Origin of the sequence: Xanthomonas sp. A1809, from assembly GCF_017746015.1 — a bacterium.
GTDB classification, from domain to species: domain Bacteria; phylum Pseudomonadota; class Gammaproteobacteria; order Xanthomonadales; family Xanthomonadaceae; genus Xanthomonas; species Xanthomonas euvesicatoria.
On the sequence record NZ_JAGHWZ010000018.1, the window covers coordinates 140,379 to 163,747 of the forward strand.

Here is a 23,369-nt window from a genome sequence, read left to right on the forward strand (position 1 = left end):
CCTCACCTGACTCCCTGATTAGAAACCCGTCGCGTTGTCCTGCAAGATGCATTCCATCGCTGCTGCGTGCAGCGCCCATCGGAAGCGCTTCCATGAAGACGACCATTTCCGCCCAGCTTGGCCAGCAACTGCACCTCACCCCGCAGTTGCTGCAGTCGATCCGTCTGTTGCAATTGGACGGCATGCAATTAGAACTGGAAATCCGTCGTGCCCTGGAAACCAATCCGTTGCTGGAGTTGGAAGAGCTGGCCGATAACGGGGATCAGGCCGCCACCGACAACGATGGCGCCAGCGATATCGCCGCGTTCGACGAACTGCCGGAAAGCACGATGTGGGACGTGCAGGGCGGCAGTTGGAACGATGGGGACGACGATCGCATGCAGCGCGTGGCCGCCGGCGAGTCGACCGACCCGCATGTGCGCATCCTGCGCGAGCTGGCGCTGGACCTGGACGAGGCTGCATTGGGGGCCGCTGCGTTCTGGCTGGAGCAGACCGACGACGCCGGTTATCTGACCGAAGCGCTGTCGACGCTGCAACAGCTGGGCGCCACCCGTCTGGGCATGACCGTGCAGGCGGTGGAAGCGATCCGGCAGCGGTTGCTGCACGGCGACCCGGCCGGTCTGGCCGCCTGCGACCTGCGCGAGTGTCTGCAGGCCCAGTTGAGCGCCCTGCCCGGCCGCGTCCCGGCACGCCACCTGGCTGCGCGCATCCTCGACGGCGATCTGGAGCTGCTGGCCGCGCACGACTACACGGTGCTGGCACGCGCACACGATGCCGAAGTGGACGATGCCCGCGAAGCGGTGCGGCTGATCCTGTCGCTGCAACCTCGCCCCGGCGACGACCTGCTGCAGGAAAGCAATGCCAGCGTGATCCCGGATGTGCTCGCCTGGCATGCCGACGACAGCTGGCGCGTCGCACTCAACCCGGCCACCACCCATCGCGTCAGCATCAATCCGGTGCACGAACGCGCGCTGGCCGACGCCGGCGAGGCCGCGCAGCCGTTGCGCGACATGCTGCAGGAAGCGCGCTGGCTGACCCGCGGGCTGTCGATGCGCTATGAGACCCTGCTGCGCGCCACGCGTGCCATCGTCGAACGCCAGGCCGCCTTCCTGGCGCGTGGCGAAGAAGCGATGGCACCGCTGACGCTGAAGGAAATCGCCGACGAGATCGGCATGCACGAATCGACCATTTCGCGCATCACCACCGGCAAATACATCCAGACTCCACGCGGCACCTTCGAGCTCAAGCACTTCTTCGCCGTGCGGCTGGAAGGCGCCAGCGTCTCCGGCCAGGCCGTCAAGGCGATGGTGCGCCGCTTGATCGAAAGCGAGCCGGCCGGCCGGCCGCTGGCCGACGAGGCGATTGCCGGATTGCTGTCGCGGCAAGGCGTTAACATTGCGCGCCGCACCGTGGCCAAGTACCGCGAACAACTTGATATCGCACCGGCACGCGAGCGCCGCCGCACCACTAAACCGCTGCTTGCCCGGGCAGGATAAGGACTACTATGAGCAAACTCACCGTGCTGCTGGTCGACGACCACGAGGGCTTCATCAACGCTGCGATGCGTCATTTTCGCAAGGTCGATTGGCTCAATATCGTGGGCAGTGCCGCCAATGGGCTGGAAGCGATCGAGCGCTCTGAGTCGCTGCGCCCCAATGTCGTGCTGATGGACCTGGCCATGCCGGAGATGGGCGGGCTGCAGGCCACGCGTCTGATCAAGACGCAGGACGATCCGCCGTATATTGTCATCGCGAGCCACTTCGATGATGCCGAGCATCGTGAACACGCTCTTCGCGCGGGTGCTGACAATTTTGTCAGCAAGCTGTCCTATATCCAGGAAGTCATGCCAATCCTGGAGGGCCTGACGGAAGGAGCCAGGAATGAGTGAGTCCCGCATTCTGTTGATCGACAGTGACGCCGTGCGCGCCGAGCGCACCGTGTCGCTGCTCGAGTTCATGGACTTCAATCCCCGCTGGGTCACCGACGGCGCCGACATCAATCCTGGCCGTCACCGCCACGATGAGTGGATGGCGGTGATGGTGGGCTCGGCGCAGGACGCCGCACAGGCCGACAAATTCTTCGACTGGCTGGCCGATGCCAAGCTGCCGCCACCGGTACTGCTGATGGAGGGCAGCCCGAGCGCGTTTGCGCAATCCCACGGCCTGCACGAAGCCAATGTGTGGGCGTTGGACACTCCCCTGCGGCATGCGCAGCTGGAAGCGTTGCTGCGCCGTGCCAGCCTCAAGCGGCTGGACGCCGAGCACCAGGCCGGTGTGCAGCAGGACTCCGGCCCGACCGGCAACAGCGAGGCAGTGACCCGCCTGCGCCGGCTGATCGACCAGGTGGCCGCGTTCGACACCACCGTGCTGGTGCTGGGCGAATCCGGCACCGGCAAGGAAGTGGTGGCGCGCGCCATCCACCAGCATTCGCCGCGGCGCGACGGGCCGTTCGTCGCGATCAATTGCGGCGCGATCCCGCCGGATCTGCTGGAAAGCGAACTGTTCGGGCACGAAAAAGGCGCCTTCACCGGCGCGCTGACCACCCGCAAGGGTCGCTTCGAGATGGCCGAGGGCGGCACGCTGCTGCTGGACGAGATTGGCGACATGAGCCTGCCGATGCAGGTCAAGCTGCTGCGCGTGCTGCAGGAGCGCAGCTTCGAGCGCGTTGGCGGCGGGCAGACCATCCGCTGCAACGTGCGCGTGATCGCCGCGACCCACCGCAATCTGGAATCGCGCATCAGCGATGGCCAGTTCCGCGAGGACCTGTTCTATCGCCTGAATGTGTTTCCGATCGAAATGCCGGCACTGCGCGAGCGCGTGGACGATCTGGCCATGCTGGTACAGACCATTGCGGGCCAGCTGGCACGCACCGGTCGCGGCGAAGTGCGCTTTGCCGACGAGGCCCTGCAGGCGCTGCGCAGTTACGATTGGCCGGGCAATGTGCGCGAACTGACCAATCTGGTCGAGCGCCTGGCGGTGCTGCATCCCGGCGGGCTGGTGCGGGTGCAGGATCTGCCGGCGCGTTATCGCGGCGATTTCGCCTCGTCCATTCCGGTCGAGTTGCCGCCGGAGCCGGCGTTGGTGGCCGCACCGGTCGAAGTCAGCGCCCTGCCGAGCAATGTGGTGACGCTGCAACCGAAGACCGCCGATGCCGAACCGGCCGCCACGTCCAGCCTGCCGGACGATGGCATCGATTTGCGCGGGCATATGGCCAATATCGAGTTGGCGTTGATCAACGAAGCATTGGAACGCACGCAGGGCGTGGTGGCGCATGCCGCTCAGCTGCTGGGCCTGCGCCGCACCACGTTGGTGGAGAAGCTGCGCAAGTACGGCATCGATCGCGAGCAGACCGAGCTGGCCAACTGAGCCAGCACACGCTCGGGTTCCGCTCGCTGGCATAGCGCTTGCTTCAGCAGGATCACTCCGTTCGCAGCTGCCGGCTGCGGCGGAATCCCGACATCCACCCGCACCAGCGAGGCATTGATGCCCATTCCCGTCACCAGTCCGCTGCTGCCGCCGCTGGAAGAGTTCCTGCCCTATCTGGAACGGATCTGGACCAGCCGCATCGTCAGCAACGGTGGCGAGATGCACCGGGCGTTGGAGCAGGCGTTGTGCGATTACCTGGGCGTTCCGCACCTTGCACTGCTGACCAATGGCACCACAGCGTTGATCACCGCCCTGCAGGCGCTGCGCATCACCGGCGAAGTGATCACTACGCCCTACTCGTTCGTGGCTACCGCGCATTCGCTGCTGTGGAAAAGCATCACCCCGGTGTTCGTGGACATCGATCCGGTGACGCTCAACATGGACCCTTCGAAGATCGAAGCGGCCATCACCCCGCAGACCACCGCGATCATGCCGGTGCACTGCTATGGCACCGCCTGCGATACCAGCGCAATCACCCGCATCGCCGATATCTACAACCTCAAGGTGATCTACGACGCGGCGCATGCCTTCGGGGTGCGCGATGACGGCGGCTCGATCCTGCGCCACGGCGACCTGAGCGTATTGAGCTTCCATGCGACCAAGGTCTTCAACACCTTCGAGGGCGGCGCGATTGTCTGTCCCGACGAAAGGACCTATCAGCGCATCGGGCATCTGAAGAACTTCGGCTTCGTCGACGAGACAACCGTGGTGGCACCGGGCATCAACGGCAAGATGAATGAGATCAGCGCAGCCTTCGGACTGCTGCAGCTCAAGCACATCGATCACGCCATCGCCCAGCGCAGCGCCATCGATGCGCAGTATCGGCAGCGCCTGAGCGATGTTCGCGGCGTGCGCTGCGTGGCACGGCCCGATCACGCCAGCGCCAACTACGCGTACTTTCCGATCCTGGTGCAGGACGACTACCCGCTGTCGCGCGATGCGCTGTACCAAGTGATGCGCGAGCACGGCATCCTGGTGCGGCGGTACTTCTATCCGTTGATCAGCGATTTCCCGATGTATCGCGCCCTGCCCTCCTCGGCGCCGGCATGGCTGCCGGTCGCGCGCTCGGTGGCCGCACAGGTATTGTGCCTGCCAATCTTTCCTGGCCTGACCCGCGACCAGGTCGATACCATTGCCGATCTGATCGCCGGCGCACAGGCAACATGATCGCAACACGCTGCAGCTGCAGCTGCATTCCAGACTCCCATCTCTTCAACAGGCAACCAGGCGAGCTCGCATGACCCAGGCAACATTTATCGAGAACTTCCTCTCCGCCACCGACTTCCAGGAACCGGTGGAGGTCACCATGGACACCGCACTGGCCGACTTGCCTGAGTGGGATTCGCTCTCCGCGTTGGGGGTAATCGTCATGTTCGACGTGGATTACGGAAAGGTCATTACCGGCGAAGATCTCAAGAACTGCGCCACCTTGAACGATCTTCACAAACTGCTGGGGTAAAGCCATGGGACTGTCCACTCTTAGCAATGTCCGTTTTGCGGGCATGGCGAGTTGCGTGCCCAAGCGGATCATTTCCAACCTGACCGATTGCCCGCCGAAGATGCGCTCAGAACGCGAGCGTCTGGTGCGTAACATCGGCATCGAGTTTCGTCGCATTTGCCCAAGCTGGCAGACATTTTCCGATTTGGCGCTCATCTCTGCGGAAAAGCTGCTTGCAGAGCTGCAATGGGATAAGGAAGAAATCGATGCACTGATTGTCGTGACGCAATCACCCGACTACCCCATCCCGGCCACGGCCATCATCATGCAGCACCGGCTGCAATTGCCACAGACCGCTATCGCCTTTGATGTCAATCTCGGCTGTTCCGGCTATCCCTTTGGCCTACACCTGGTGGGAAGCATGATTGCAGCGGGCACCATCAAAAAGGCGCTTCTGCTGGTCGGCGACCGCTCGGCCACGCTTCTGGACCCATTGTTCTCCGACGCGGGCACCGCCACGGCGCTGGAGTTCGACAAGAATGCACCACCCATGCATTTCGATTTGAACAGCGACGGTAGCGGCTACCGAGCCATCATGTTGCCCATAGGCGGACATCGTGAGCCTTACGGCCCCCAACATATCTCTCCTACACGTGACGAGAACGGTGTGCTGCATTGGCCGGGTGAACTCATTCTGGATGGCCCTGCCGTATTGAGTTTCTCGACCCAGCGAGTACCTCCAGCGGTGGAAAGATTGCTTGAGTATTCTGGTGTTGATAAGGACAGCGTTGATTTTTTCGTTTTCCATCAGGCCAACAAGATGATCAACGAAACCATCCGCAAGAAGTTGGCACTGCCGACGGAGAAAGTTCCGTCAACCTTGCGAGACTTCGGCAATACCAGTGGCGCCTCCCTGCCCGTCACCATGACCGTCCGCCTGAACGATACGCTGATCAATGCCAGGCACCGACTGTTGCTTGCCGGCTTCGGTATCGGCTTGTCGTGGGGCACGGCGATCGTGGACGTCGAAAACGCGGCTTTTCCGGCACTGATCGAAGCATGAACGCCGAGCGTGATCCGTTTTCCCTAGAAGGCAAGCGCGTCCTGGTGACTGGTGCTTCATCGGGTATTGGTCGTCAAATTGCAATCACTTGCTCCCAGATGGGAGCGAGCGTTGTCATCACCGGACGCAACACCGAGCGCTTGCAAGCCACATTCGACCAACTGGACGGCCAAGGCCACACGCAAGTGGTGGCGGACTTGGCGGTACAGGAGGGTATTGACCACGTGGTGGCTGCGAGCGGTGTCATCAACGGCCTGGCGCACGCAGCTGGCATGTCCAAGCTGACCCCCTTTCGAATGATCGGTCAAGCGCACCTTGACGAGACATTTGCAAGCAACACCTACGCACCCATGCTACTGACGCGAGGCCTATTGGCGAAGAAGCAGATCGCGCCGGGCGGATCCCTGCTATTCATTGCCTCAATTGCCTCGCATATCGGCCCACTGGCAAGCAGCGCATACGCTGCCAGCAAAAGCGCCCTGCTGGGCATGATGCGCTCGCTTGGCATGGAAGTAGCAAAGCAAGGTATGCGCGCCAACTGCATTGCACCGGGTTATGTACGCACTCCCTTGTTGGATGGGTTGCAGGGAAGCGGCGGCAATATGGACAGCCTGTTTGAATTGACGCCACTTGGCATGGGCGAGCCGGAAGACGTGGCTTATGCAGCAGTGTTCTATCTTTCCGATGCCAGCCGCTGGATCACGCGCAACCACTTCATTCTTGATGGCGGTTTTTCTGTACCGATGGACATCTACGCATGACCAACGCGGCGCAACGCGCTTTTTCACTGGATGGCAAGACCATTTTGGTCACAGGCGCTTCATCAGGCATCGGCAGGCAAATCGCTGTTTCCTGCGCGCGGCGTGGGGCGCGCCTGGTCATCACCGGGCGGGATGCAGAACGCCTGCAGGAAACCTACAACTTGTTGAATGGCCAAGGCCACCTTCAAGTGCTGGCCGACCTGACCGAAGCCGAAGGCCGTGAACGACTAGTACAGGGCATTTCCAGCCTAGATGGCTTGGTCCACTGCGCTGGCAGGCAGCGCTTGAGCCCTATCAGGCAGTTGACCGAGAAGCTCATGACCGATGTCTATGCGGTCAATTTCCTGGCCCCTGTCATGCTCACCCAGCGGCTGTTGCAGGCCAACGCTCTTGCGCCTCAAAGTTCCATCGTCTTCATGCTTTCCACTGCGGCCCATATCGGCACACCCGGGGTAGGACCGTATTCGGCCATGAAGTCAGCCCTGCTCGGCATCATTCGCTGCCTGTCCATGGAGCAGGCCAAACGCAAGATCCGGGTCAATGGCATGTCTCCCTCTGCAGTCATAACGCCCATTTGGGACGCAACCCATCTGGAAGCACAGCGAAAACGCCACCCGCTCGGTTTGGGCACCTCAGAGGACGTAGCGAACGCTGCGATCTATCTCTTGTCCGATGCCAGCCGCTGGGTAACCGGGACCAGTTTGGTAATGGACGGTGGGTCTGTCCTATGACCTATTCCGTGCTCATCGTCGGGGCGGGCGGCTGGGGCCGGGAGGTTCTTGAGCAGATGCAAGGTGATATTGCACATCGCAAGGAATGGGAAGTCACCGGATTCCTGGACAGCCGCGAGCATATTCTCGATGGCTTCGATACCGGGGTACCCATCGTCGGTGACCCTTTGACATACGTGCCGCGTGGCAACGAGGCTTTTGTCTGCGCGCAAGGCGACCCATTGGAACGGCATAAATACATTCAACCGCTGCTTGCAAAGGGGGCCGCGTTCATCCCAATCTGCACCGAGGCGCACCTCAGTCGTCGCGTGCGTCTGGGCACAGGTTGCTTTCTCGGCAACCAGGTACACGTTGGCCCCGATGTGTGGATCGGGGATTTTGCCAATCTGCTCACTTGGTCGGTGATTGGACACGATGTCCGCATTGGCAATTATGCTCATGTGGGCGCACAGGTTTTCATGGGAGGCGGTGTGCAGATAGGCGACTTCGCAGTCGTGCACCCACGTGCCACCCTAGTACCTGGCGTCAAGGTAGGTGAGCACGCTGTCGTCGGCACCGGTGCGGTCGTGCTGAAGGATGTGCCGGCAGGCGCCACGGTGTTTGGCAATCCGGCCAAGATCGTATTCCACAAGAACATCAAGATGGACTGATCCATGCGCTCCAGGATGCACCCCAAGTATTACTTGTCGCAGGAAATCTTTGACTGCGAACAGCGCAAGATCTTCCGCAGGGTCTGGTTGTTCGCAGGACTCAAAACGCTGCTGAAGGATCACAATTGCTTTATCACACGCAAGATCGCGGGTGTTCCTCTGGTGATCCAGAACTTCCGCGGGCAAATCCGTGCGTTCGAGAACGTCTGCCTCCACCGTAGTGCACTGATTCAAACCGCTGCTCTCGGTTGCCGGCCTTTGGTGTGCCCCTACCACGCCTGGAGTTACGACGAACAAGGCCGGGTAAAGAACATCCCGGACTGCGATGCGATCTACCACCTGGACAATAGTGAAAAGGCCAACTTGAAGCTGCGCGAATTCTCACTGCGCGCCATCGGCAACCTGTTGTTCGTCAACCTCGATCCAGACCCCATGCCAATCGAGGAGCAGTTTTCGGCAGACTTCATCGCCTTGCTGGAAAGTAGTTCCAACGCCTATGACACTGAGGTCATGGTGACCACATGGCATGGCCGGTACAACTGGAAGCTGGCCTACGAGAATCTGCGGGACGCCAACCACCCGCGCTTTGTCCACCCCAAGACCCTGGCCAAAAGCGTCAACTTCACTCCCCAGGTAAACGAGGAACAAGCCAAGGAGTCCATGGAGGCCTTGCAGGACACGTCGCCCGTAGCGCTGAGGCGCGAGATGCGCCGCTTCAGTTTCGGCGGCCCGGAAGCCACCATCCCCAACCTTAAGCATTTCGGCTGGCACGCTAAAGTGGAACGCTGGGGCAAGCAGGACGCCTACTTTAACTGGCTTGCCTTCCCGAATTTGCATATCGCCAGCGCCAACGGGGGCTATTCCTTCACTCTGGAACACCACATCCCCGTCGCACCGGACCGGACCGACCTGGAAATCTATTGGTTTAGCGCACGCAAGAAACAGCCTTACCGTTCTTCCAGCCAAGTGCTGCTTGCGCAGATGCACGGCAGCAAGGTGGTAGTGGGAGAAGACGTGGACATCATGGAGCGGGTGCAGGCGGCACTGCATACAGACGCCCCGCTACCCACCCAGGGAGCCTATGAATCCATGAATCGCCTGGTTGAGCGCTGGTACACGGCGCTGATGGAGACCGAACATGAGATCTAGGTGGATCATCGGCGGCAGCGAATACCTCGATCTGGCCTTTCATGCCTGGAAGCACGCGCGTCACGACGAGACGGTCATCAGGATCGATGTACCACAAGACTCGGAACACGAATTCGATCTAGAAGTGCTGGATGGACTGAATCCGACCGACGGGGCCATGTTCGTGGCTTTCGACGACCGCTTCGGCAACTTCAAGCGCATGGAACTGATGCAGGCAGCGATGGAGCGTGGCTTCAAGCTCGAACCCTTCATCCACCCGAGCGCAGCCATCGGCTCTGACACGGCCATTGGTCTCAATGCATTCGTGGGTGCCAATGCTGTCGTTGGGCACGGGTGCAGGATCGACTACAACACCGTCATCCACGCCGGCACGCACCTGGGACCCGCATGCCGCGTTAAATCGTCATGCTGGATAGAGCATGGTGTGCAAATCGGCGCGGGCGTCGAGATCGGCAGCAATAGCATCCTGCGAACCGGCGCCATCGTGAGTGGGGGCGTCAAGGTGGGGCGAAGCTGCGAACTTGGCTGGTCACGTGTCTACTGCGAGGACGTGCCGGCCAAGACCTATTTCCACGCCCGCTACGACACTCCAATCCATGTTTATGAAGCCTAAGCCGGGGACCAATCATGCAAACCGCTATCCAATTCAAACTAAATATCGACCCGCAGGCATCGGAAGAGACGTTTCAGGTCGCCGCCGAAGGCCTGACTGGTGATCCGATGTTCGGTATTCCCGAGGACGTTCGCCACCTCATTGCCAAATTTGGCGACGAAGTCAAGGTGATCGTTTTAGGAACCGGGGGGTTCGGCGCGCACTTGCTGAACCTGAAGCAGGACCGGCACTGCAATGTGATCGCCTCGGTGGACGACTTCCGCTATCACTCCGGTGCGCTGTATTACGGCACTCCGATCATCTCGACGGACAGGTTCATCGAACTGACCAAGTCTGGCGACATCATCGCCCTCAACACCTGCCGATATGACGGACCCAAGCGATTTTTTGACCAGGTCTGCAGGCAGCACGGGATTGCTCATATCAACTTTGAACAGGCCGTTCGCGCTTTCGGTCTACAGGGGCGTGTAGATTTCCGGGTGGACGATTGGGGACGGGAGATCGTGCGCAACATTCCCAGGTTTCAGCGCCTGGCAGAACGCTTTTCCGATGCCTATTCGGCACAAACCCTGTTCTCTGTCCTCAACTTCCACTTGACGTGTGACCCCGAGTACTACCACGAAATCGAACGCCCCTACACCACGTTGTACTTCCGCTCCGGCCTGCTGCAATTCGGTAGCGGAGAAAAGATGGTTGATTGCGGCGCCTCGATTGGCGAGTCGCTCGCAGGCCTGATTGGCGCCACCAAAGGCCAATTCTCGCGTTCTTGGATGATTGAACCCGATCGGATCAACGTCGGCACACTCAAGAACGTACTGCGCCGCTACGAAGGCACAGCTCTGGCGTCCAGAATCAGTCTGCATGACTGCGGCGTAGGCGAGACAACAGGCAGGGTCCCATTCAATCATGAGGGTGGCCACGGCGGCTTCGTCAAGCCTTCGAGTGAGGATTGCGAACCGGCAGACATGATCGACGTATGTTGCATCGACGATGTCATCGACGATGCACCCACCTTCATCAAAATGGACATCGAGGGGTCGGAGCTTTCGGCACTGAAAGGTGCGCAGAATGCGATTGTTCAGTGCAAGCCCAAGATGGCGATCTCCGCCTATCACAGAGCTACCGACCTGCTAGATCTAAGCGATTTTGCCCTATCTCTGAACCCGGATTACAGGATCGGCCTGCGCCATCACACGCCGGATCGCTGGGATACCTGCCTTTATTTTTATTAACGCTCTGCCTTAAAAATGAGCGGATCGATGACTGACCCAAGCAAGATTTTCCTTTTCAACTCAGCTCTTCCTGAATCCCTGGAAATTTCGGATTTCCTGAAAGGCATGGGGCCGTCCCAAGACAATGTCAGAGGCCAGAATATAGGAAACGGCTATATCGCCTACGGTTTTTTGAAAGCGCTGTTCGGGCGCCCGGTGAAAGTTGACCACATCTCTAACGCGCTTGAGGCAAAGCTCTCCGATCAACTTGCAGAAGAGATCAACCAAAAATATTCGCATCTTGTCTGGACGATGAAGGACGACATCCGGGAGGACTTCTCGGGCCTCCCTATTGAGAGAATCACGCACTTTCTTGAAAAAATCACGATCCCGATCGTGCCGGTGAGCCTTTGCGCGAACTCATTCAACGGCTACGACCCGAACCTGGCCGAGCGCCTCAGCCCCAATCAAAAGCGAAATTTCTCCCTTCTCTCTGAAAAGTCCAAGCTAATTGGTGTTCGCGGAAATTATTCCGCCGAGATCCTGAATAGCCTTGGCATAAAGAACGTCAGAGTGATTGGCTGCCCGAGCTATTTCGAGAACGGACCCACCCGGGCTCTGCAAAAAAAGCCGTGGGATGCGGACAAGGTCATCACTACGGCCACATTCTTCAATTCCGGGCTGCCGAGGACATCCCATCTGCTGCAGGATGAATTGTATTTCATCAACTTGCTCTATCTTGAAAAAGCGCTGCCATCGACCCGCAACATCACAGCGCAACCTTTCAATCTCGACGAAATACCCACGTCCTTCCAACTATTGGCCAAGGCCATGGCTGGACGGCTGGAATTTTTCTCTGATTACAGCCGATGGGCCACGTTCTTCAAAAGCAACGACCATTGCCTCACGATTGGAACCCGACTTCACTCCGGAATTCTCTCGATTAATAGCGGCGTCCCCGCCATTGTGACCAACCCGGATTCCAGGGCCAGGGAAACTTGCGAATACCTCCGCATCCCTTATGACCCTACCATTCACAGCCGAAGCAACATCCGTGAAGTTTTCGAGAACCTCGACCTCTCTGAAATGAACAACGCTTACCCGGTTTTGTACAAGGAATTTCTTGATTTTCTCGACGCAGTCGGCCTTGTTCCTTGCACTGTGCCTCATGAAAAACCCTGTTTTGAATTTCCGGATCTAAAGAAAAGCACTAGCCCCTCGGTTGCAGCTGAGCTACATGAAGCCTACACCGAACTCGTAGAGAATCTGGACCGCGAAGTCGTTGTTCGGAGAGAGCATGGCGGAGAGATGTCTCGGCGCTTGGTAGATAAATTCCAACTCCTTAGACGGCGCTATCCAGGGCTGACGCGCAAGGAGTATTTGGATTATCTCAGCAGGTTTTCGGGTGAAGCAAAGTGACACCGAATCTTGTCAGCATCGTCGTGCCGACCTACAAGTCGCGCTACTTTGCGCAGGCGCTGGAGAGCGCGCTGGCGCAGACCTATCCGGCGTTGGAGCTGGTGATTTGCGACGACAATGCCGATGGCGCAATCGAAGCGCTGCTGGCGCCGAGGTTGGCGGATGCGCCCTTCCCCATTCGCTACCACCGCAACACGCCACGGCTTGGCGAGCTGGTCAGCACGATCAAGGGGATTGGCCTGGCACAGGGCGAGTACGTCAAGTTCCTGCACGACGACGATGTGCTGGCGCCCGATTGCATTGCGCAGCTGGTGGAAGCGATCGAGCGTAATCCGGGCACGGCGATGGCATCCTCACGCCGGCAACGCATCGACGATGATGGCGCGGCGTTGCCGGACATCCTGGCCACCAGCTTTCCGTTCGACGAAGACGTGCTGATCGACGGGCCGGAACTGGTGTCGTTCCTGGCCGACCACACCATCAATTTCATCGGTGAGCCGAGTTGCGTACTTGCGCGGCGCGCCGATCTGTTGGCGTTGGGCAACGGGTTGATGGCGTTGAACGGCAAGGCCATCGATTGGGTGGGCGATCTGGCGATCTACGTCAAGCTGCTGCGCCACGGCAACCTGGCGTTCCTGGCCAGCCCGCTGACGCAGTTCCGCGTTTCCAGCGCGCAGTTCAGCCAGGGCGGCCGCGATCAGGTCGGGGTCGGCGACCAGGGACACGACGACCTGCGCCAGGGCATCCGCCAGCTCGGCTGGCGACGCGAGACTGGCGACAATCGACAGGTGCGCGTGGCCCCGCTCAGCCCGCACAAGGCGCGCGTGTTCAAGCCGGTGGATCTGGTCAATGCGTTGATGCAAAGCGCCGGCATGGCCGAGCGCGTGTCGCCGACGACTTGGTTGGGCGTGCGCCATCCGAGCATGGTGCAACGTGCATTGATCCAGGCGCGCCTGCATGCGCATGCCGGCGGGCCGCGCATCGCGGTGCTGCTGATCGACCGTCACGGCGATGCCGCAGCGGTCGCTGCAACGCGCGACAGCCTGGACGCGGTCGCTTGCTATCAACAGCATCGAACCTGGGTCATCAGCAGCTCGCCGCAGCAGGTTGCCGCGCACGGCGAGCGTGGGGTGCTGATCGAGGCGCACGGCCTGGCAGGGACGCTCAACCGGGTGATCGCCGCACAGGATGCGACCGATTGGGTGTTGCTGGTCGATGCCGGCAGCCTGTTCACTGCCAGCGGCTTGATGATGCTGGCGCTGGAAATGCTCGCGTTACCCGACGACTGCCAGGCCGTCTACGCAGATGAAGTGATGGCGCTGGACAATGGCCAGTTGGGGCTGGCGCTGCGGCCGGCGCTGTATCTGGACATGCTGTTGAGCGCACCGGCGACGCTTTCGCGGCACTGGGCGTTCCGGCACCGCACGCTGTTGGCCGATGGCGGCTTCCCCACCGGGCCCAGCGCGGCATTCGAGCTGGATTACCAACTCGGCCTGATCGAGCGTTACGGGTTGGCCTGCATCCGTCATATTGCAGAACCCATCCTGATCGCATCGGCCACGCCGCAGCACGACGACGAAGACGAACGCCAGGCGATTGCGCGCCATCTTGCCGCACGCGGTTACGTGGACGCCGTAGTGCACAGTGCCGGTCCCGGCCGGCACGCGCTGGACTACCGCCATGCGCAACAACCGCTGGTGAGCATTCTGGTACCGGTCGATGGCCGTCTGCCGCAGGTGCAGCGCTGCCTGGAAAGCATTCTTGCCAATACCAGCTACCCGCATTACGAGGTGTTGCTGCTGGATCGCGGCACCACCGAGCCGGATCTGCATGGCTGGCTGAGCGGCATCGAGAATCTGGGCATGCAGCAGATCCGCGTGCTGCGCTTTGCCGCCGAACCGCCGCGTGAGGCGGTGTGCAATGCCGCGGTCCAGCACGCGCATGGAGAGGTGTTGTTGTGGCTGGCAGCAGGCGCGGCGGTGATGAAAGCCGATTGGCTGGAGCAATTGCTCAACCACGCACTGCGCCCGGAGGTCGGTGCGGTTGCGGGCAAGCTGCTGCGCGGCGACGGAACCGTGCATCACGCCGGACTGCTGCTCGGCCTGGGGGCACCTGCAGCGCGTGCGTTTGAAGGTGCAGCATTCGATGAATCGGGCTATCTGCAGCGCCTGCAATTGGACCAGAACTACAGCGCGTTGAGTGGCGAATGCCTGATGCTGCCGCGCCAGCTGTTTGTGGACGCCGGTGGTTTCGACCTGGAGCCGGCGCTGGCGCAGTGGAGCGATGTCGACCTGTGCCTGCGCCTGCAGCAGGCCGGCTACCTCAATGTCTTTGCCGCACGTGCGCAGCTGCTGATCGACCCGCTGGACGCGCCCGCCGCCACGGCGCTGGACGAAGAGGCAATGTATGCGCGTTGGCTGCCGCTGATGGCCAACGACCCGGCCTACAACCCGGGATTTTCGCTGGACCCGGGCGCCGGCTTCCAGCTGGCCGACCCGCGCGCCAGTTGGCGGCCGCTGCAGTCGTGGCGACCGCTGCCGAGCGTGATGGCGCTGCCGGCCGATATCGAAGGCTGCGGGCATTACCGGGTGATCCAGCCACTGCGCGCCTTGCGCGAGGCCGGGATGGCCGAAGGGGTGTTGTTCAACGGCTATCTGGAGATCAGCGAGCTTGCGCGCCAGGATCCCGACGTGGTGATCCTGCAACGCCAGGTCGGCGAAGCGCGGCTAGAGGCGATGCGGCGGATGAAGGCGTTGTCGCGCGCATTCAAGGTGTACGAGCTGGACGATTACCTGCCCAATTTGCCGCTGAAGAATGCGCACCGCGAGCACATGCCCAAGGACATTCTGAAGACGGTGAGGCGCGGGCTCGGCATGGTGGACCGCTTCGTGGTCTCCACCCCTGCCCTGGCCGAGGCGTTTGCTGGGCTGCACAGCGATATCCGCGTGGCCGAAAACCGCCTGCCGCCGCATTGGTGGGAACATCTGCCTGCGCGGGCCGAACGCCAGGGTGGCAAGCCGCGGATCGGCTGGGCTGGCGGCGCCAGCCATACCGGCGACCTGGAGCTGATTGCCGACGTGGTGAAGGAGCTCGCCGGCGAAGTGGAATGGGTGTTCATGGGGATGTACCCGTTTGCGCTGCGCCAGCATATTCACCAGTTCCAGCCTGGTGTGCCGATCGATGAGTACCCCGCCGCGCTGGCGGCGCTGGACCTGGATCTGGCACTGGCGCCGGTGGAGCAGAACCTGTTCAACGAATGCAAGAGCAATCTGCGGCTCCTGGAGTACGGCGCCTGCGGTTACCCGGTCATCGCCAGCGACGTGCGCTGCTACCAGGGCAGCCTGCCGGTGACGCTGGTGAAGAACCGCTACCGCGACTGGATCGGCGCCATCCGCGAGCACTTGGCCGACCTGGACGCAGCACGCGCCAGGGGTGCGGCCTTGCGCGAGGTGGTGCGGCGCGACTGGATGCTCAGCGGCAGCAATCTGGACACCTGGCGGGCCGCCTGGTTGCCGGACTAATGCGGATGCGCTGCTTCAGCTGACCACCCACCGGGTTGCCCTCATCCGGCGCTGCGCGCCACCTTCTCCCGCAGGCGGGAGAAGGCAGCCTGGGTACTTTTATCTGGCGGTCGCACTGCAACTGGCGGCCTTCTGTTCCCTTCTCCCGCTTGCGGGGCCAGGTACCCGAACGGCGGATGGGGGGCGCGCGACACTCCAGCGCCCGCGGTGGCCATGCCTGCAGCGCGTGGCACCGAGGGTAGTGCGCTCATCCGGCGCTGCGCGCCACCTTCTCCCGCAGGCGGGAGAAGGAACACCTGGCTGCAGGAGAAAACAAGCCAATCGCTGCGACGCGGCCGCGACAGGAACGCCCCCGCGCCGGAATCCCGGCGCGGTTTCGGCACGCCGCTTGCATTGGTGTGGGTGCCTCCCTGGCTGACCGCACCCATGAGCGATTCCGTCACCTCCATCCTCTCGCAGATCCGCAGCTACCAGACGCAGATGGGCCAAGGCCCGATGGGCGCGGTGGGCGATGCGGCGCGTGGCAACCAGATCCAGGGCCTGGCCGGCGCACAGGGAACACCGGCCACCCAGGCACCGAGCTTCAGCGAGACCTTGCGCGGCGCCATCGGCGGCGTCAACGAGGCCCAGCAGAAGGCCGGCGCGCTGTCCAAAGCATTCGAAATGGGCGACCCCAATGCCGATCTGGCACGGGTCATGGTCGCCTCCCAGCAGTCCCAGGTGGCCTTCCGCGCCACCGTGGAAGTCCGCAACCGTCTCGTCCAGGCTTATCAGGACGTCATGAACATGCCGCTGTAAAGGTTGACGACACATGGCACTCGCGATCAGCAAAGAAAACATGAACCAGAACGCCGAAAAGGCGGGGCAATGGTTCGACCGTGTCCGCAGCCTGCAGATCACCCGCAAGCTGACCATGATGGCGATGATCGCCCTGGCGGTCGCGGCCGGTCTGGCGGTGTTCTTCTGGTCGCAGAAGCCTGGCTATCAGTCGCTGTACACCGGCCTGGATGAGAAGGGCAATGCCGAAGCGGCCGACCTGCTGCGCACCGCGCAGATTCCCTACAAGATCGACCAGGCCACCGGCGCCATTTCGGTGCCGCAGGACCGTCTGTACGACGCCCGCCTCAAACTGGCCGGCTCCGGCCTGACCGGCAAGGAAACCGGCGGCGGTTTCGAACTGATGGAAAAGGACCCGGGCTTCGGCGTCAGCCAGTTCGTGGAAAACGCCCGCTACCAGCACGCGCTGGAAACCGAACTCTCGCGCACCATCGGCACCCTGCGCCCGGTCCGCGAGGCCCGTGTGCACCTGGCCATTCCCAAGCCCAGCGCCTTCACCCGCCAGCGCGATGTAGCCAGCGCCTCGGTGGTGCTGGAATTGCGCGGCGGCCAGGGCCTGGAGCGCAACCAGGTCGATGCCATCGTCAATCTGGTGGCGTCCAGCATCCCGGACATGACCCCCGAACGCGTGACCGTGGTCGACCAGAGCGGCCGCATGCTCTCCATTGCCGACCCGAACAGCGACGCGGCCCAGCACGCCGCCCAGTTCGAACAGGTGCGCCGCCAGGAAAGCTCCTACAACCAGCGCATCCGCGAGCTGCTGGAGCCGATGACCGGCCCGGGCCGGGTCAATCCGGAAACCAGCGTGGACATGGACTTCTCCGTGGTCGAAGAAGCCCGCGAGCTCTACAACGGCGAGCCGGCCAAGCTGCGCAGCGAGCAGGTCAGCGACACCAGCACCAGCGCCACCGGCCCGCAGGGCCCTCCGGGCGCCACCAGCAATAGCCCCGGCCAGCCGCCGGCACCGGCCGTGGCCGGCGCGCCGGGCACCCCGGCGGCCGCCAATGGCCAGGCCGCGGCCCCGGCCACGCCGACCGAAAGTTCCAAGAGCGCCACGCGTAACTACGAATTGGACCGAACCTTGCAACACACCCGCCAGCCGGCCGGTCGCATCAAGCGCGTCTCGGTGGCGGTGCTGCTGGACAACGTCCCGCGCCCCGGCGCCAAGGGCAAGATGGTCGAACAGCCGCTCACCGCTGCCGAGCTCACCCGTATCGAAGGCCTGGTCAAGCAGGCAGTGGGGTTCGACGCGGCACGCGGCGACACGGTGTCGGTGATGAATGCCCCGTTCGTGCGCGAAGCGGTGGCGGGCGAGGAAGGCCCGAAGTGGTGGGAAGACCCGCGCGTGCAGAACGGTCTGCGCCTGCTGGTCGGTGCGGTGGTGGTGCTGGCGCTGTTGTTCGGTGTGGTGCGCCCCACCCTGCGTCAGCTCACCGGCGTGACCGCGGTCAAGGACAAGCAAGGCAAGGCTGGCAAGGATGGCACTCCACAGAGCGCCGACGTGCGGATGGTCGACGAAGACGACGACTTGATGCCCCGCCTGGAAGAAGACACCGCGCAGATCGGTCAGGACAAGAAGACCCCGATCGCTCTGCCAGACGCCTACGAAGAGCGCATGCGCCTGGCGCGCGAGGCCGTCAAAGCCGATTCAAAACGTGTCGCACAAGTCGTGAAGGGATGGGTCGCCAGTGAAGCCTGATACACAACCGATGACTGGAGTGCAGCGCGCCGCGGTGCTGTTGCTGTCGCTGGGTGAGAGCGACGCGGCCGAAGTGCTCAAGCACATGGACCCCAAGGAGGTGCAGAAGATCGGCATCGCCATGGCCACCATGACCGGCATCTCGCGCGACCAGGTCGAGAAGGTGATGGACGAGTTCAACGGCGAACTGGCCGGCAAGACCTCGCTGGGCGTGGGCGCCGACGACTACATCCGCAACGTGCTGATCCAGGCGCTGGGCGCCGACAAGGCCGGCGGGCTGATCGACCGCATCCTGCTGGGCCGCAACACCACCGGCCTGGACACCTTGAAGTGGATGGACCCGCGCGCGGTCGCCGACCTGGTGCGCAACGAGCACCCGCAGATCATCGCCATCGTCATGGCGCACCTGGACAGCGACCAGGCCGCCGAGGCGCTGAAGCTGCTGCCCGAGCGCACCCGCGCCGACGTGCTGCTGCGCATCGCCACCCTGGACGGCATTCCGCCGAATGCGCTGAGCGAGCTCAACGACATTATGGAGCGTCAATTCGCCGGCAACCAGAACCTGAAGTCGTCCAACGTGGGCGGCATCAAGGTGGCGGCCAACATCCTCAACTTCCTGGACACCGGCGCTGACCAGGGCGTGCTGGGCGAGATCGGCAAGATCGACGCCGACCTGGCCGGCAAGATCCAGGACCTGATGTTCGTGTTCGACAACCTGGTGGACCTGGACGACCGCGGCCTGCAGACGCTGCTGCGCGAAGTCTCCGGCGAGCGCCTGGGGCTGGCCTTGCGCGGCGCCGACGTCAAGGTGCGCGAAAAGATCACCCGCAACATGTCCCAGCGCGCGGCCGAAATCCTGCTCGAGGACATGGAAGCGCGCGGCCCGGTGCGCCTTGCAGACGTGGAAGCGGCGCAGAAGGAAATCCTCACCATCGTCCGCCGCCTGGCTGACGAAGGCGCCATCAGCCTGGGCGGCGCCGGTGCGGAGGCCATGGTATGAACGAGGTGGTCACCCGCTGGCTGGCCCCGGACCTGCAGCTTGTCCCGGCCCTGCCGGAACCGGACTACGAAGAACCGGCCATGCTCGAGCCGGTGCTGCGCCCGCCGACCCTGGAAGAGATCCAGGCCATCGAAGATGCCGCCCAGCACGAAGGGTTCGCGCGTGGGCATGCCGAAGGCTTCGCCCAGGGCCAGTCGGAAGTGCGCCGCCTCACCGCGCAGATCGACGGCATCCTGGACAACTTCACCCGCCCGCTGGCGCGGCTGGAAAACGAAGTGGTCGGCGCGCTCGGCGAGTTGGCCGTGCGCATTGCCGGCCAGCTGGTCGGCCGTGCCTACCAGGCCGACCCGCAACTGCTGGCCGACCTGGTCGGCGAGGCGGTCGATGCGGTTGGCGGCGCCGGCCGCGAGGTCGAAGTGCGCCTGCACCCGGACGACATCACCGCGCTGCTGCCGCATCTGGCGCCCAGCAGCACCACCCGCGTGGCCCCGGACATGAGCCTGAGCCGCGGCGATCTGCGTGTGCACGCCGAAAGCGTGCGCATCGACGGCACCCTGGACGCGCGCCTGCGGGCTGCGCTGGAGACGGTCATGCGCAAATCCGGAGCGGGCCTGTGAGCGCCCTGTTCGGTGCCACCCCGGCCGATTGGCTGGATGCACGCAATCTGCGCCTGGCCACGCGCCTGGGCACCCTTGGCCTGGAGCCCACCGCCGGTCGCACCCTGATCCGCGAAGGCATCCTGCGCCGCGCGGTCGGCCTGACCCTGGAAGCGACCGGCTGCGAAGCGCCGATGGGCGCGACCTGCAAGGTCGAGGTCGATGGCGGCTGGGTCGACGCCGAAGTGGTCGGCTTCGCCGGCGAACGCACTTACCTGATGCCCAGCGCCGAACTGCATGGCCTGCTGCCCAATGCCCGGGTGGTGCCCTCGCGGCGCCGCGGCGGCGTGGAAGTGGGCGAAGGCCTGCTCGGCCGCGTCATCGACAGCGACGGCACCCCGCTGGACGGCAAGGGCCCGATCCGCGCCGAAGGCAGCATCGGCATGGCCGGCGTGTCGATCAACCCGCTGGCGCGCGAGCCCATCACCACCTCGCTGGACGTCGGCGTGCGCGCCATCAACGCCATGCTGCCGATCGGCCGTGGCCAGCGCGTAGGCCTGTTCGCCGGCTCCGGCGTCGGTAAATCGACGCTGCTCGGCATGATGACCCGCTTCACCTCGGCCGACGTGATCGTGGTCGGGCTGATCGGCGAACGTGGCCGCGAAGTGCGCGATTTCGTCGAAACCACCCTGGGCGAAGAAGGCCTGCGCCGCGCCGTGGTCGTGGCCGCACCGGCCGACCGCCCGCCGTTGGCGCGCCTGCATGGCGCCTACCGCGCCACCGCCATCGCCGAATGGTTCCGCGACCAGGGCTTGAACGTGCTGCTGCTGATGGATTCGCTGACCCGCTTCGCCCAGGCGCAGCGCGAGATCGGCCTGTCGGTGGGCGAGCCGCCGACCACCCGCGGTTACCCGCCGTCGGTGTTCGCCAAATTGCCGGCGCTGGTGGAACGTGCCGGCAACGGCGCCAAGGGGCGCGGTTCGATCACCGCCTTCTACACCGTGCTGACCGAAGGCGACGATCCGCAGGACCCGATCGCCGATGCTGCCCGCGCCATCCTGGACGGCCACATCCTGCTCTCGCGTCGGGTGGCCGACAGCGGCCTGTATCCGGCCATCGACCTGGAATCCTCGGTCAGCCGCGTGGTGCAGGACATCGCCGACGACACCTGGCGCCTGCGCATCCGCAAGCTCAAGCGGCTGCTCTCGGCCTACACCGCCAACCGCGACCTGATCGCCATCGGCGCCTACCAGCGTGGCAGCGACCCGGCCACCGACGAAGCGCTGGCGCGCTGGCCGGAAATCGTCGAATTCCTCGGCCAGGACGTGCACAAGGCCTCGCTCCTGAGCGACAGCCTGTCCGCCCTGCAACAACTGGTCGAACCCGAGAACTAATCCATGATGCAGTCCAAACGGATCGACCCACTGCTGCGCCGCGCGCAGGAACAGGAAGACAAGGTCGCCCGCGATCTGGCCGAGCGCCAGCGCGTCCTGGAAACCCACCAGTCGCGCCTGGAAGAATTGCGCCGCTACGCCGAGGAATACGCCAACAGCCAGATGGCCGGCACCAGCGCGGTGGCGCTGAGCAACCGCCGCGCCTTCCTGGACCGCCTGGACAGCGCCGTGCTGCAACAGGCACAGACCGTGCAAAGCAACATCGCCAAGGTGGAAGCCGAGCGCACCCGCCTGCTGCTGGCCAGCCGCGAGAAGCAGGTGCTGGAGCAATTGGCCGCCAGCTACCGTGCCCAGGAAAACAAAGTGATCGAACGCCGCGACCAGCGTGAGATGGACGACCTCGGCGCGCGTCGTTCGCGCCTGGCCCGCAGCCAAGACACCCACGGAGAATCCGCATGAACCCCTTGTCCGCCTTCGCCGCCGGCCTTGGTGCGCTTGCCGGCACCGGCAAGAAATCCAGCTACAGCGACCCGTCGTCCGAACCGGACGCGGGCCAGGACCAGTTTGCGCGCATGCTCAATCCGGCCAACACGCCGAACCAGGCCCCGCCGCAGGCACCCGAGCGCGTGCCTGCCAAGCAGGCCGCGCCCAAGCCCAGCCAGCCCGACAAGAACCGCGGCGACGAGGACACCCACGACGATGCGGCCGGCGATGCCACCGCCCGGCCGCGGGCGCAGGACGGCGATGCCAAGCAGGCCAAGCCAGGTGCCGCCAAGGACGCGGCAGCCACCGACAAGAGTACAGCCGCCACTGCCAGCAAGACCGGCAAACCGGCCAAGGCCGCCGCGACCGGCGAAGACGCGCCCGCAGAAGCGGCCACCGCGACCGATGCCGGCTGGCCGCCGGCTGGCCTGGGTGGCTTCGGCATGGGCCTGCTGGCGCAGGCGTTGCCGGGTGGCGACGTGCTGGCGGCCGCAGCCGCCGCACTGACGGCCAGCATGGCCGGCGCCAACGGCGCTGCGGCGACCGCCACCGCCCTGCCCACCGATGCAGCCGCAGCCGCCGCCACTGCAAACGCCGGCGCCGCCCTGCCCGCATTGGGAGCGCTGGTGCCGGCCGCTGCTGCAGGCGCCAAGCCGACCTCGACCACCGCCGTAAGCGGCGATGCGCAGACGGCCGCGTTGATGAGCATGGCCGCCAAGGCGCTGGAGCCGGCCGCCGACGACAGCGCCGCTGCCGCAGCGCCGGACGCCCCGGCGTTCGTGTTGCCGACCACCACCACGCCGGCACTCACCCGCCTGCAGGACGCCGCACCGATCTTCAGCGCCTCGCCCACGCCTACCCCGGACCTGGGCAGCGACACTTTCGACGATGCCATCGGCGCGCGCATGAGCTGGCTGGCAGACCAGAAAATCGGCCATGCCCATATCAAGGTGACTCCGAACGAGATGGGTCCGGTCGAGGTGCGCCTGCATCTGGAGGGCGACAAGGTCAATGCCAGCTTCACCGCCGCCAACGCCGACACCCGCCAGGCGCTGGAACAGAGCCTGCCGCGGCTGCGCGAAATGCTCGGCCAGAATGGCTTCCAGCTTGGCCAGGCCGACGTCGGCCAGCAACAGCAGCAGTCGGCGGGCAATCGCAATGGCGGCAACGACAGCGGCAACGGCCTGACCCTGGACGACGCCCCGCCCGTCGGAATTCCGTCGGTGGTGTTACGCCAGCGTGGATTGCTGGACGCCTACGCCTGAGACGACGTGCCGGGCACACCCCGGCACCGCTGATCCTCGCCCCCAGCCGGAGGCCGATGACGCCCTTCCACCCCCCGCGGCGCAAGGCCTGCGGGGGTTTTCTGGTTTCCACGC

Annotated in this window: 21 protein-coding genes; all 21 read left to right on the top strand. The window is 63.6% G+C overall.

What is annotated here, in order from left to right; all coding sequences use genetic code 11:
* The first annotated feature begins 92 nt into the window (after positions 1-92).
* Positions 93-1,496 carry an RNA polymerase factor sigma-54 gene (gene rpoN, locus J7396_RS20370; protein WP_029819365.1) on the top strand — a complete coding sequence of 468 codons (1,404 nt, stop codon included), beginning with the start codon at positions 93-95 and terminating at the stop codon, positions 1,494-1,496.
* Positions 1,497-1,504: 8 nt separating this feature from the next.
* Positions 1,505-1,888, top strand: coding sequence for a response regulator transcription factor (locus tag J7396_RS20375; RefSeq protein WP_003482992.1), 384 nt, complete (start codon positions 1,505-1,507; stop codon positions 1,886-1,888).
* Positions 1,881-3,365, top strand: a complete 1,485-nt coding sequence (locus tag J7396_RS20380) for a sigma-54 dependent transcriptional regulator (protein WP_029819364.1) — start codon at positions 1,881-1,883, stop codon at positions 3,363-3,365. The genes J7396_RS20375 and J7396_RS20380 overlap by 8 nt, the downstream gene beginning before the upstream one ends.
* A gap of 117 nt (positions 3,366-3,482) precedes the next feature.
* Positions 3,483-4,592, top strand: coding sequence for a DegT/DnrJ/EryC1/StrS family aminotransferase (locus J7396_RS20385; protein ID WP_008575944.1), 1,110 nt, complete (start codon positions 3,483-3,485; stop codon positions 4,590-4,592).
* Positions 4,593-4,662: 70 nt separating this feature from the next.
* Entirely contained in the window at positions 4,663-4,884 is a 222-nt protein-coding gene (locus J7396_RS20390; RefSeq protein WP_008575943.1) for an acyl carrier protein, read from the top strand.
* A 4-nt stretch (positions 4,885-4,888) separates the two neighbouring features.
* Positions 4,889-5,926, top strand: a complete 1,038-nt coding sequence (locus J7396_RS20395; protein ID WP_033479029.1) for a ketoacyl-ACP synthase III — start codon at positions 4,889-4,891, stop codon at positions 5,924-5,926.
* A complete protein-coding gene (locus tag J7396_RS20400; RefSeq protein WP_033479028.1) occupies positions 5,923-6,687 on the top strand; it encodes an SDR family oxidoreductase in 765 nt (254 codons plus the stop codon). The genes J7396_RS20395 and J7396_RS20400 overlap by 4 nt, the downstream gene beginning before the upstream one ends.
* Positions 6,684-7,418, top strand: coding sequence for an SDR family oxidoreductase (locus tag J7396_RS20405; RefSeq protein WP_008575940.1), 735 nt, complete (start codon positions 6,684-6,686; stop codon positions 7,416-7,418). The genes J7396_RS20400 and J7396_RS20405 overlap by 4 nt, the downstream gene beginning before the upstream one ends.
* The gene (locus J7396_RS20410) at positions 7,415-8,068 is read left to right on the top strand and encodes a NeuD/PglB/VioB family sugar acetyltransferase (RefSeq protein ID WP_008575938.1); all 654 of its coding nucleotides are present in this window, start codon (positions 7,415-7,417) and stop codon (positions 8,066-8,068) included. The genes J7396_RS20405 and J7396_RS20410 overlap by 4 nt, the downstream gene beginning before the upstream one ends.
* Before the next feature lie 3 nt (positions 8,069-8,071).
* Positions 8,072-9,217, top strand: coding sequence for a Rieske 2Fe-2S domain-containing protein (locus J7396_RS20415; protein WP_057681720.1), 1,146 nt, complete (start codon positions 8,072-8,074; stop codon positions 9,215-9,217).
* Positions 9,207-9,830 (top strand): UDP-3-O-(3-hydroxymyristoyl)glucosamine N-acyltransferase, encoded by a 624-nt coding sequence (locus J7396_RS20420; protein WP_209262014.1) that lies wholly within the window; start codon positions 9,207-9,209, stop codon positions 9,828-9,830. The genes J7396_RS20415 and J7396_RS20420 overlap by 11 nt, the downstream gene beginning before the upstream one ends.
* Before the next feature lie 14 nt (positions 9,831-9,844).
* Positions 9,845-11,062, top strand: coding sequence for an FkbM family methyltransferase (locus tag J7396_RS20425; RefSeq protein ID WP_008575933.1), 1,218 nt, complete (start codon positions 9,845-9,847; stop codon positions 11,060-11,062).
* 27 nt (positions 11,063-11,089) lie between these two features.
* Positions 11,090-12,460, top strand: coding sequence for a polysaccharide pyruvyl transferase family protein (locus J7396_RS20430; protein WP_071117949.1), 1,371 nt, complete (start codon positions 11,090-11,092; stop codon positions 12,458-12,460).
* Entirely contained in the window at positions 12,457-15,981 is a 3,525-nt protein-coding gene (locus tag J7396_RS20435; protein WP_343237470.1) for a glycosyltransferase, read from the top strand. The genes J7396_RS20430 and J7396_RS20435 overlap by 4 nt, the downstream gene beginning before the upstream one ends.
* Before the next feature lie 426 nt (positions 15,982-16,407).
* Complete coding sequence (gene fliE / locus J7396_RS20440) at positions 16,408-16,779, top strand: flagellar hook-basal body complex protein FliE (protein ID WP_008574166.1); 372 nt, start codon at positions 16,408-16,410, stop codon at positions 16,777-16,779.
* A gap of 13 nt (positions 16,780-16,792) precedes the next feature.
* Positions 16,793-18,517 carry a flagellar basal-body MS-ring/collar protein FliF gene (fliF, locus tag J7396_RS20445; RefSeq protein WP_011347269.1) on the top strand — a complete coding sequence of 575 codons (1,725 nt, stop codon included), beginning with the start codon at positions 16,793-16,795 and terminating at the stop codon, positions 18,515-18,517.
* 10 nt (positions 18,518-18,527) lie between these two features.
* Positions 18,528-19,517 (top strand): flagellar motor switch protein FliG, encoded by a 990-nt coding sequence (fliG, locus tag J7396_RS20450; protein ID WP_005918162.1) that lies wholly within the window; start codon positions 18,528-18,530, stop codon positions 19,515-19,517.
* A complete protein-coding gene (locus J7396_RS20455) occupies positions 19,514-20,134 on the top strand; it encodes a FliH/SctL family protein (protein WP_011347268.1) in 621 nt (206 codons plus the stop codon). The genes fliG and J7396_RS20455 overlap by 4 nt, the downstream gene beginning before the upstream one ends.
* Complete coding sequence (locus J7396_RS20460; RefSeq protein ID WP_005918170.1) at positions 20,131-21,507, top strand: FliI/YscN family ATPase; 1,377 nt, start codon at positions 20,131-20,133, stop codon at positions 21,505-21,507. The genes J7396_RS20455 and J7396_RS20460 overlap by 4 nt, the downstream gene beginning before the upstream one ends.
* Before the next feature lie 3 nt (positions 21,508-21,510).
* On the top strand, positions 21,511-21,966 hold the full coding sequence (fliJ, locus tag J7396_RS20465; protein ID WP_005918178.1) for a flagellar export protein FliJ: 456 nt from the start codon (positions 21,511-21,513) through the stop codon (positions 21,964-21,966).
* The gene (locus J7396_RS20470) at positions 21,963-23,255 is read left to right on the top strand and encodes a flagellar hook-length control protein FliK (protein WP_209262015.1); all 1,293 of its coding nucleotides are present in this window, start codon (positions 21,963-21,965) and stop codon (positions 23,253-23,255) included. Before fliJ ends, J7396_RS20470 begins: the two co-directional genes overlap by 4 nt.
* Positions 23,256-23,369: the final 114 nt, after the last annotated feature.

Coding starts and splice junctions, on each gene's coding strand:
- fliF (WP_011347269.1), top strand. CDS start 16,793: ATGGCACTCGCGATCAGCAAAGAAAACATGAACCAGAACGCCGAAAAG.
- J7396_RS20420 (WP_209262014.1), top strand. CDS start 9,207: ATGAGATCTAGGTGGATCATCGGCGGCAGCGAATACCTCGATCTGGCC.
- fliE (WP_008574166.1), top strand. CDS start 16,408: ATGAGCGATTCCGTCACCTCCATCCTCTCGCAGATCCGCAGCTACCAG.
- J7396_RS20410 (WP_008575938.1), top strand. CDS start 7,415: ATGACCTATTCCGTGCTCATCGTCGGGGCGGGCGGCTGGGGCCGGGAG.
- J7396_RS20395 (WP_033479029.1), top strand. CDS start 4,889: ATGGGACTGTCCACTCTTAGCAATGTCCGTTTTGCGGGCATGGCGAGT.
- J7396_RS20385 (WP_008575944.1), top strand. CDS start 3,483: ATGCCCATTCCCGTCACCAGTCCGCTGCTGCCGCCGCTGGAAGAGTTC.
- J7396_RS20405 (WP_008575940.1), top strand. CDS start 6,684: ATGACCAACGCGGCGCAACGCGCTTTTTCACTGGATGGCAAGACCATT.
- J7396_RS20390 (WP_008575943.1), top strand. CDS start 4,663: ATGACCCAGGCAACATTTATCGAGAACTTCCTCTCCGCCACCGACTTC.
- J7396_RS20470 (WP_209262015.1), top strand. CDS start 21,963: ATGAACCCCTTGTCCGCCTTCGCCGCCGGCCTTGGTGCGCTTGCCGGC.
- J7396_RS20430 (WP_071117949.1), top strand. CDS start 11,090: ATGACTGACCCAAGCAAGATTTTCCTTTTCAACTCAGCTCTTCCTGAA.
- J7396_RS20425 (WP_008575933.1), top strand. CDS start 9,845: ATGCAAACCGCTATCCAATTCAAACTAAATATCGACCCGCAGGCATCG.
- fliG (WP_005918162.1), top strand. CDS start 18,528: ATGACTGGAGTGCAGCGCGCCGCGGTGCTGTTGCTGTCGCTGGGTGAG.
- J7396_RS20400 (WP_033479028.1), top strand. CDS start 5,923: ATGAACGCCGAGCGTGATCCGTTTTCCCTAGAAGGCAAGCGCGTCCTG.
- J7396_RS20415 (WP_057681720.1), top strand. CDS start 8,072: ATGCGCTCCAGGATGCACCCCAAGTATTACTTGTCGCAGGAAATCTTT.
- J7396_RS20455 (WP_011347268.1), top strand. CDS start 19,514: ATGAACGAGGTGGTCACCCGCTGGCTGGCCCCGGACCTGCAGCTTGTC.
- fliJ (WP_005918178.1), top strand. CDS start 21,511: ATGATGCAGTCCAAACGGATCGACCCACTGCTGCGCCGCGCGCAGGAA.
- rpoN (WP_029819365.1), top strand. CDS start 93: ATGAAGACGACCATTTCCGCCCAGCTTGGCCAGCAACTGCACCTCACC.
- J7396_RS20380 (WP_029819364.1), top strand. CDS start 1,881: ATGAGTGAGTCCCGCATTCTGTTGATCGACAGTGACGCCGTGCGCGCC.
- J7396_RS20375 (WP_003482992.1), top strand. CDS start 1,505: ATGAGCAAACTCACCGTGCTGCTGGTCGACGACCACGAGGGCTTCATC.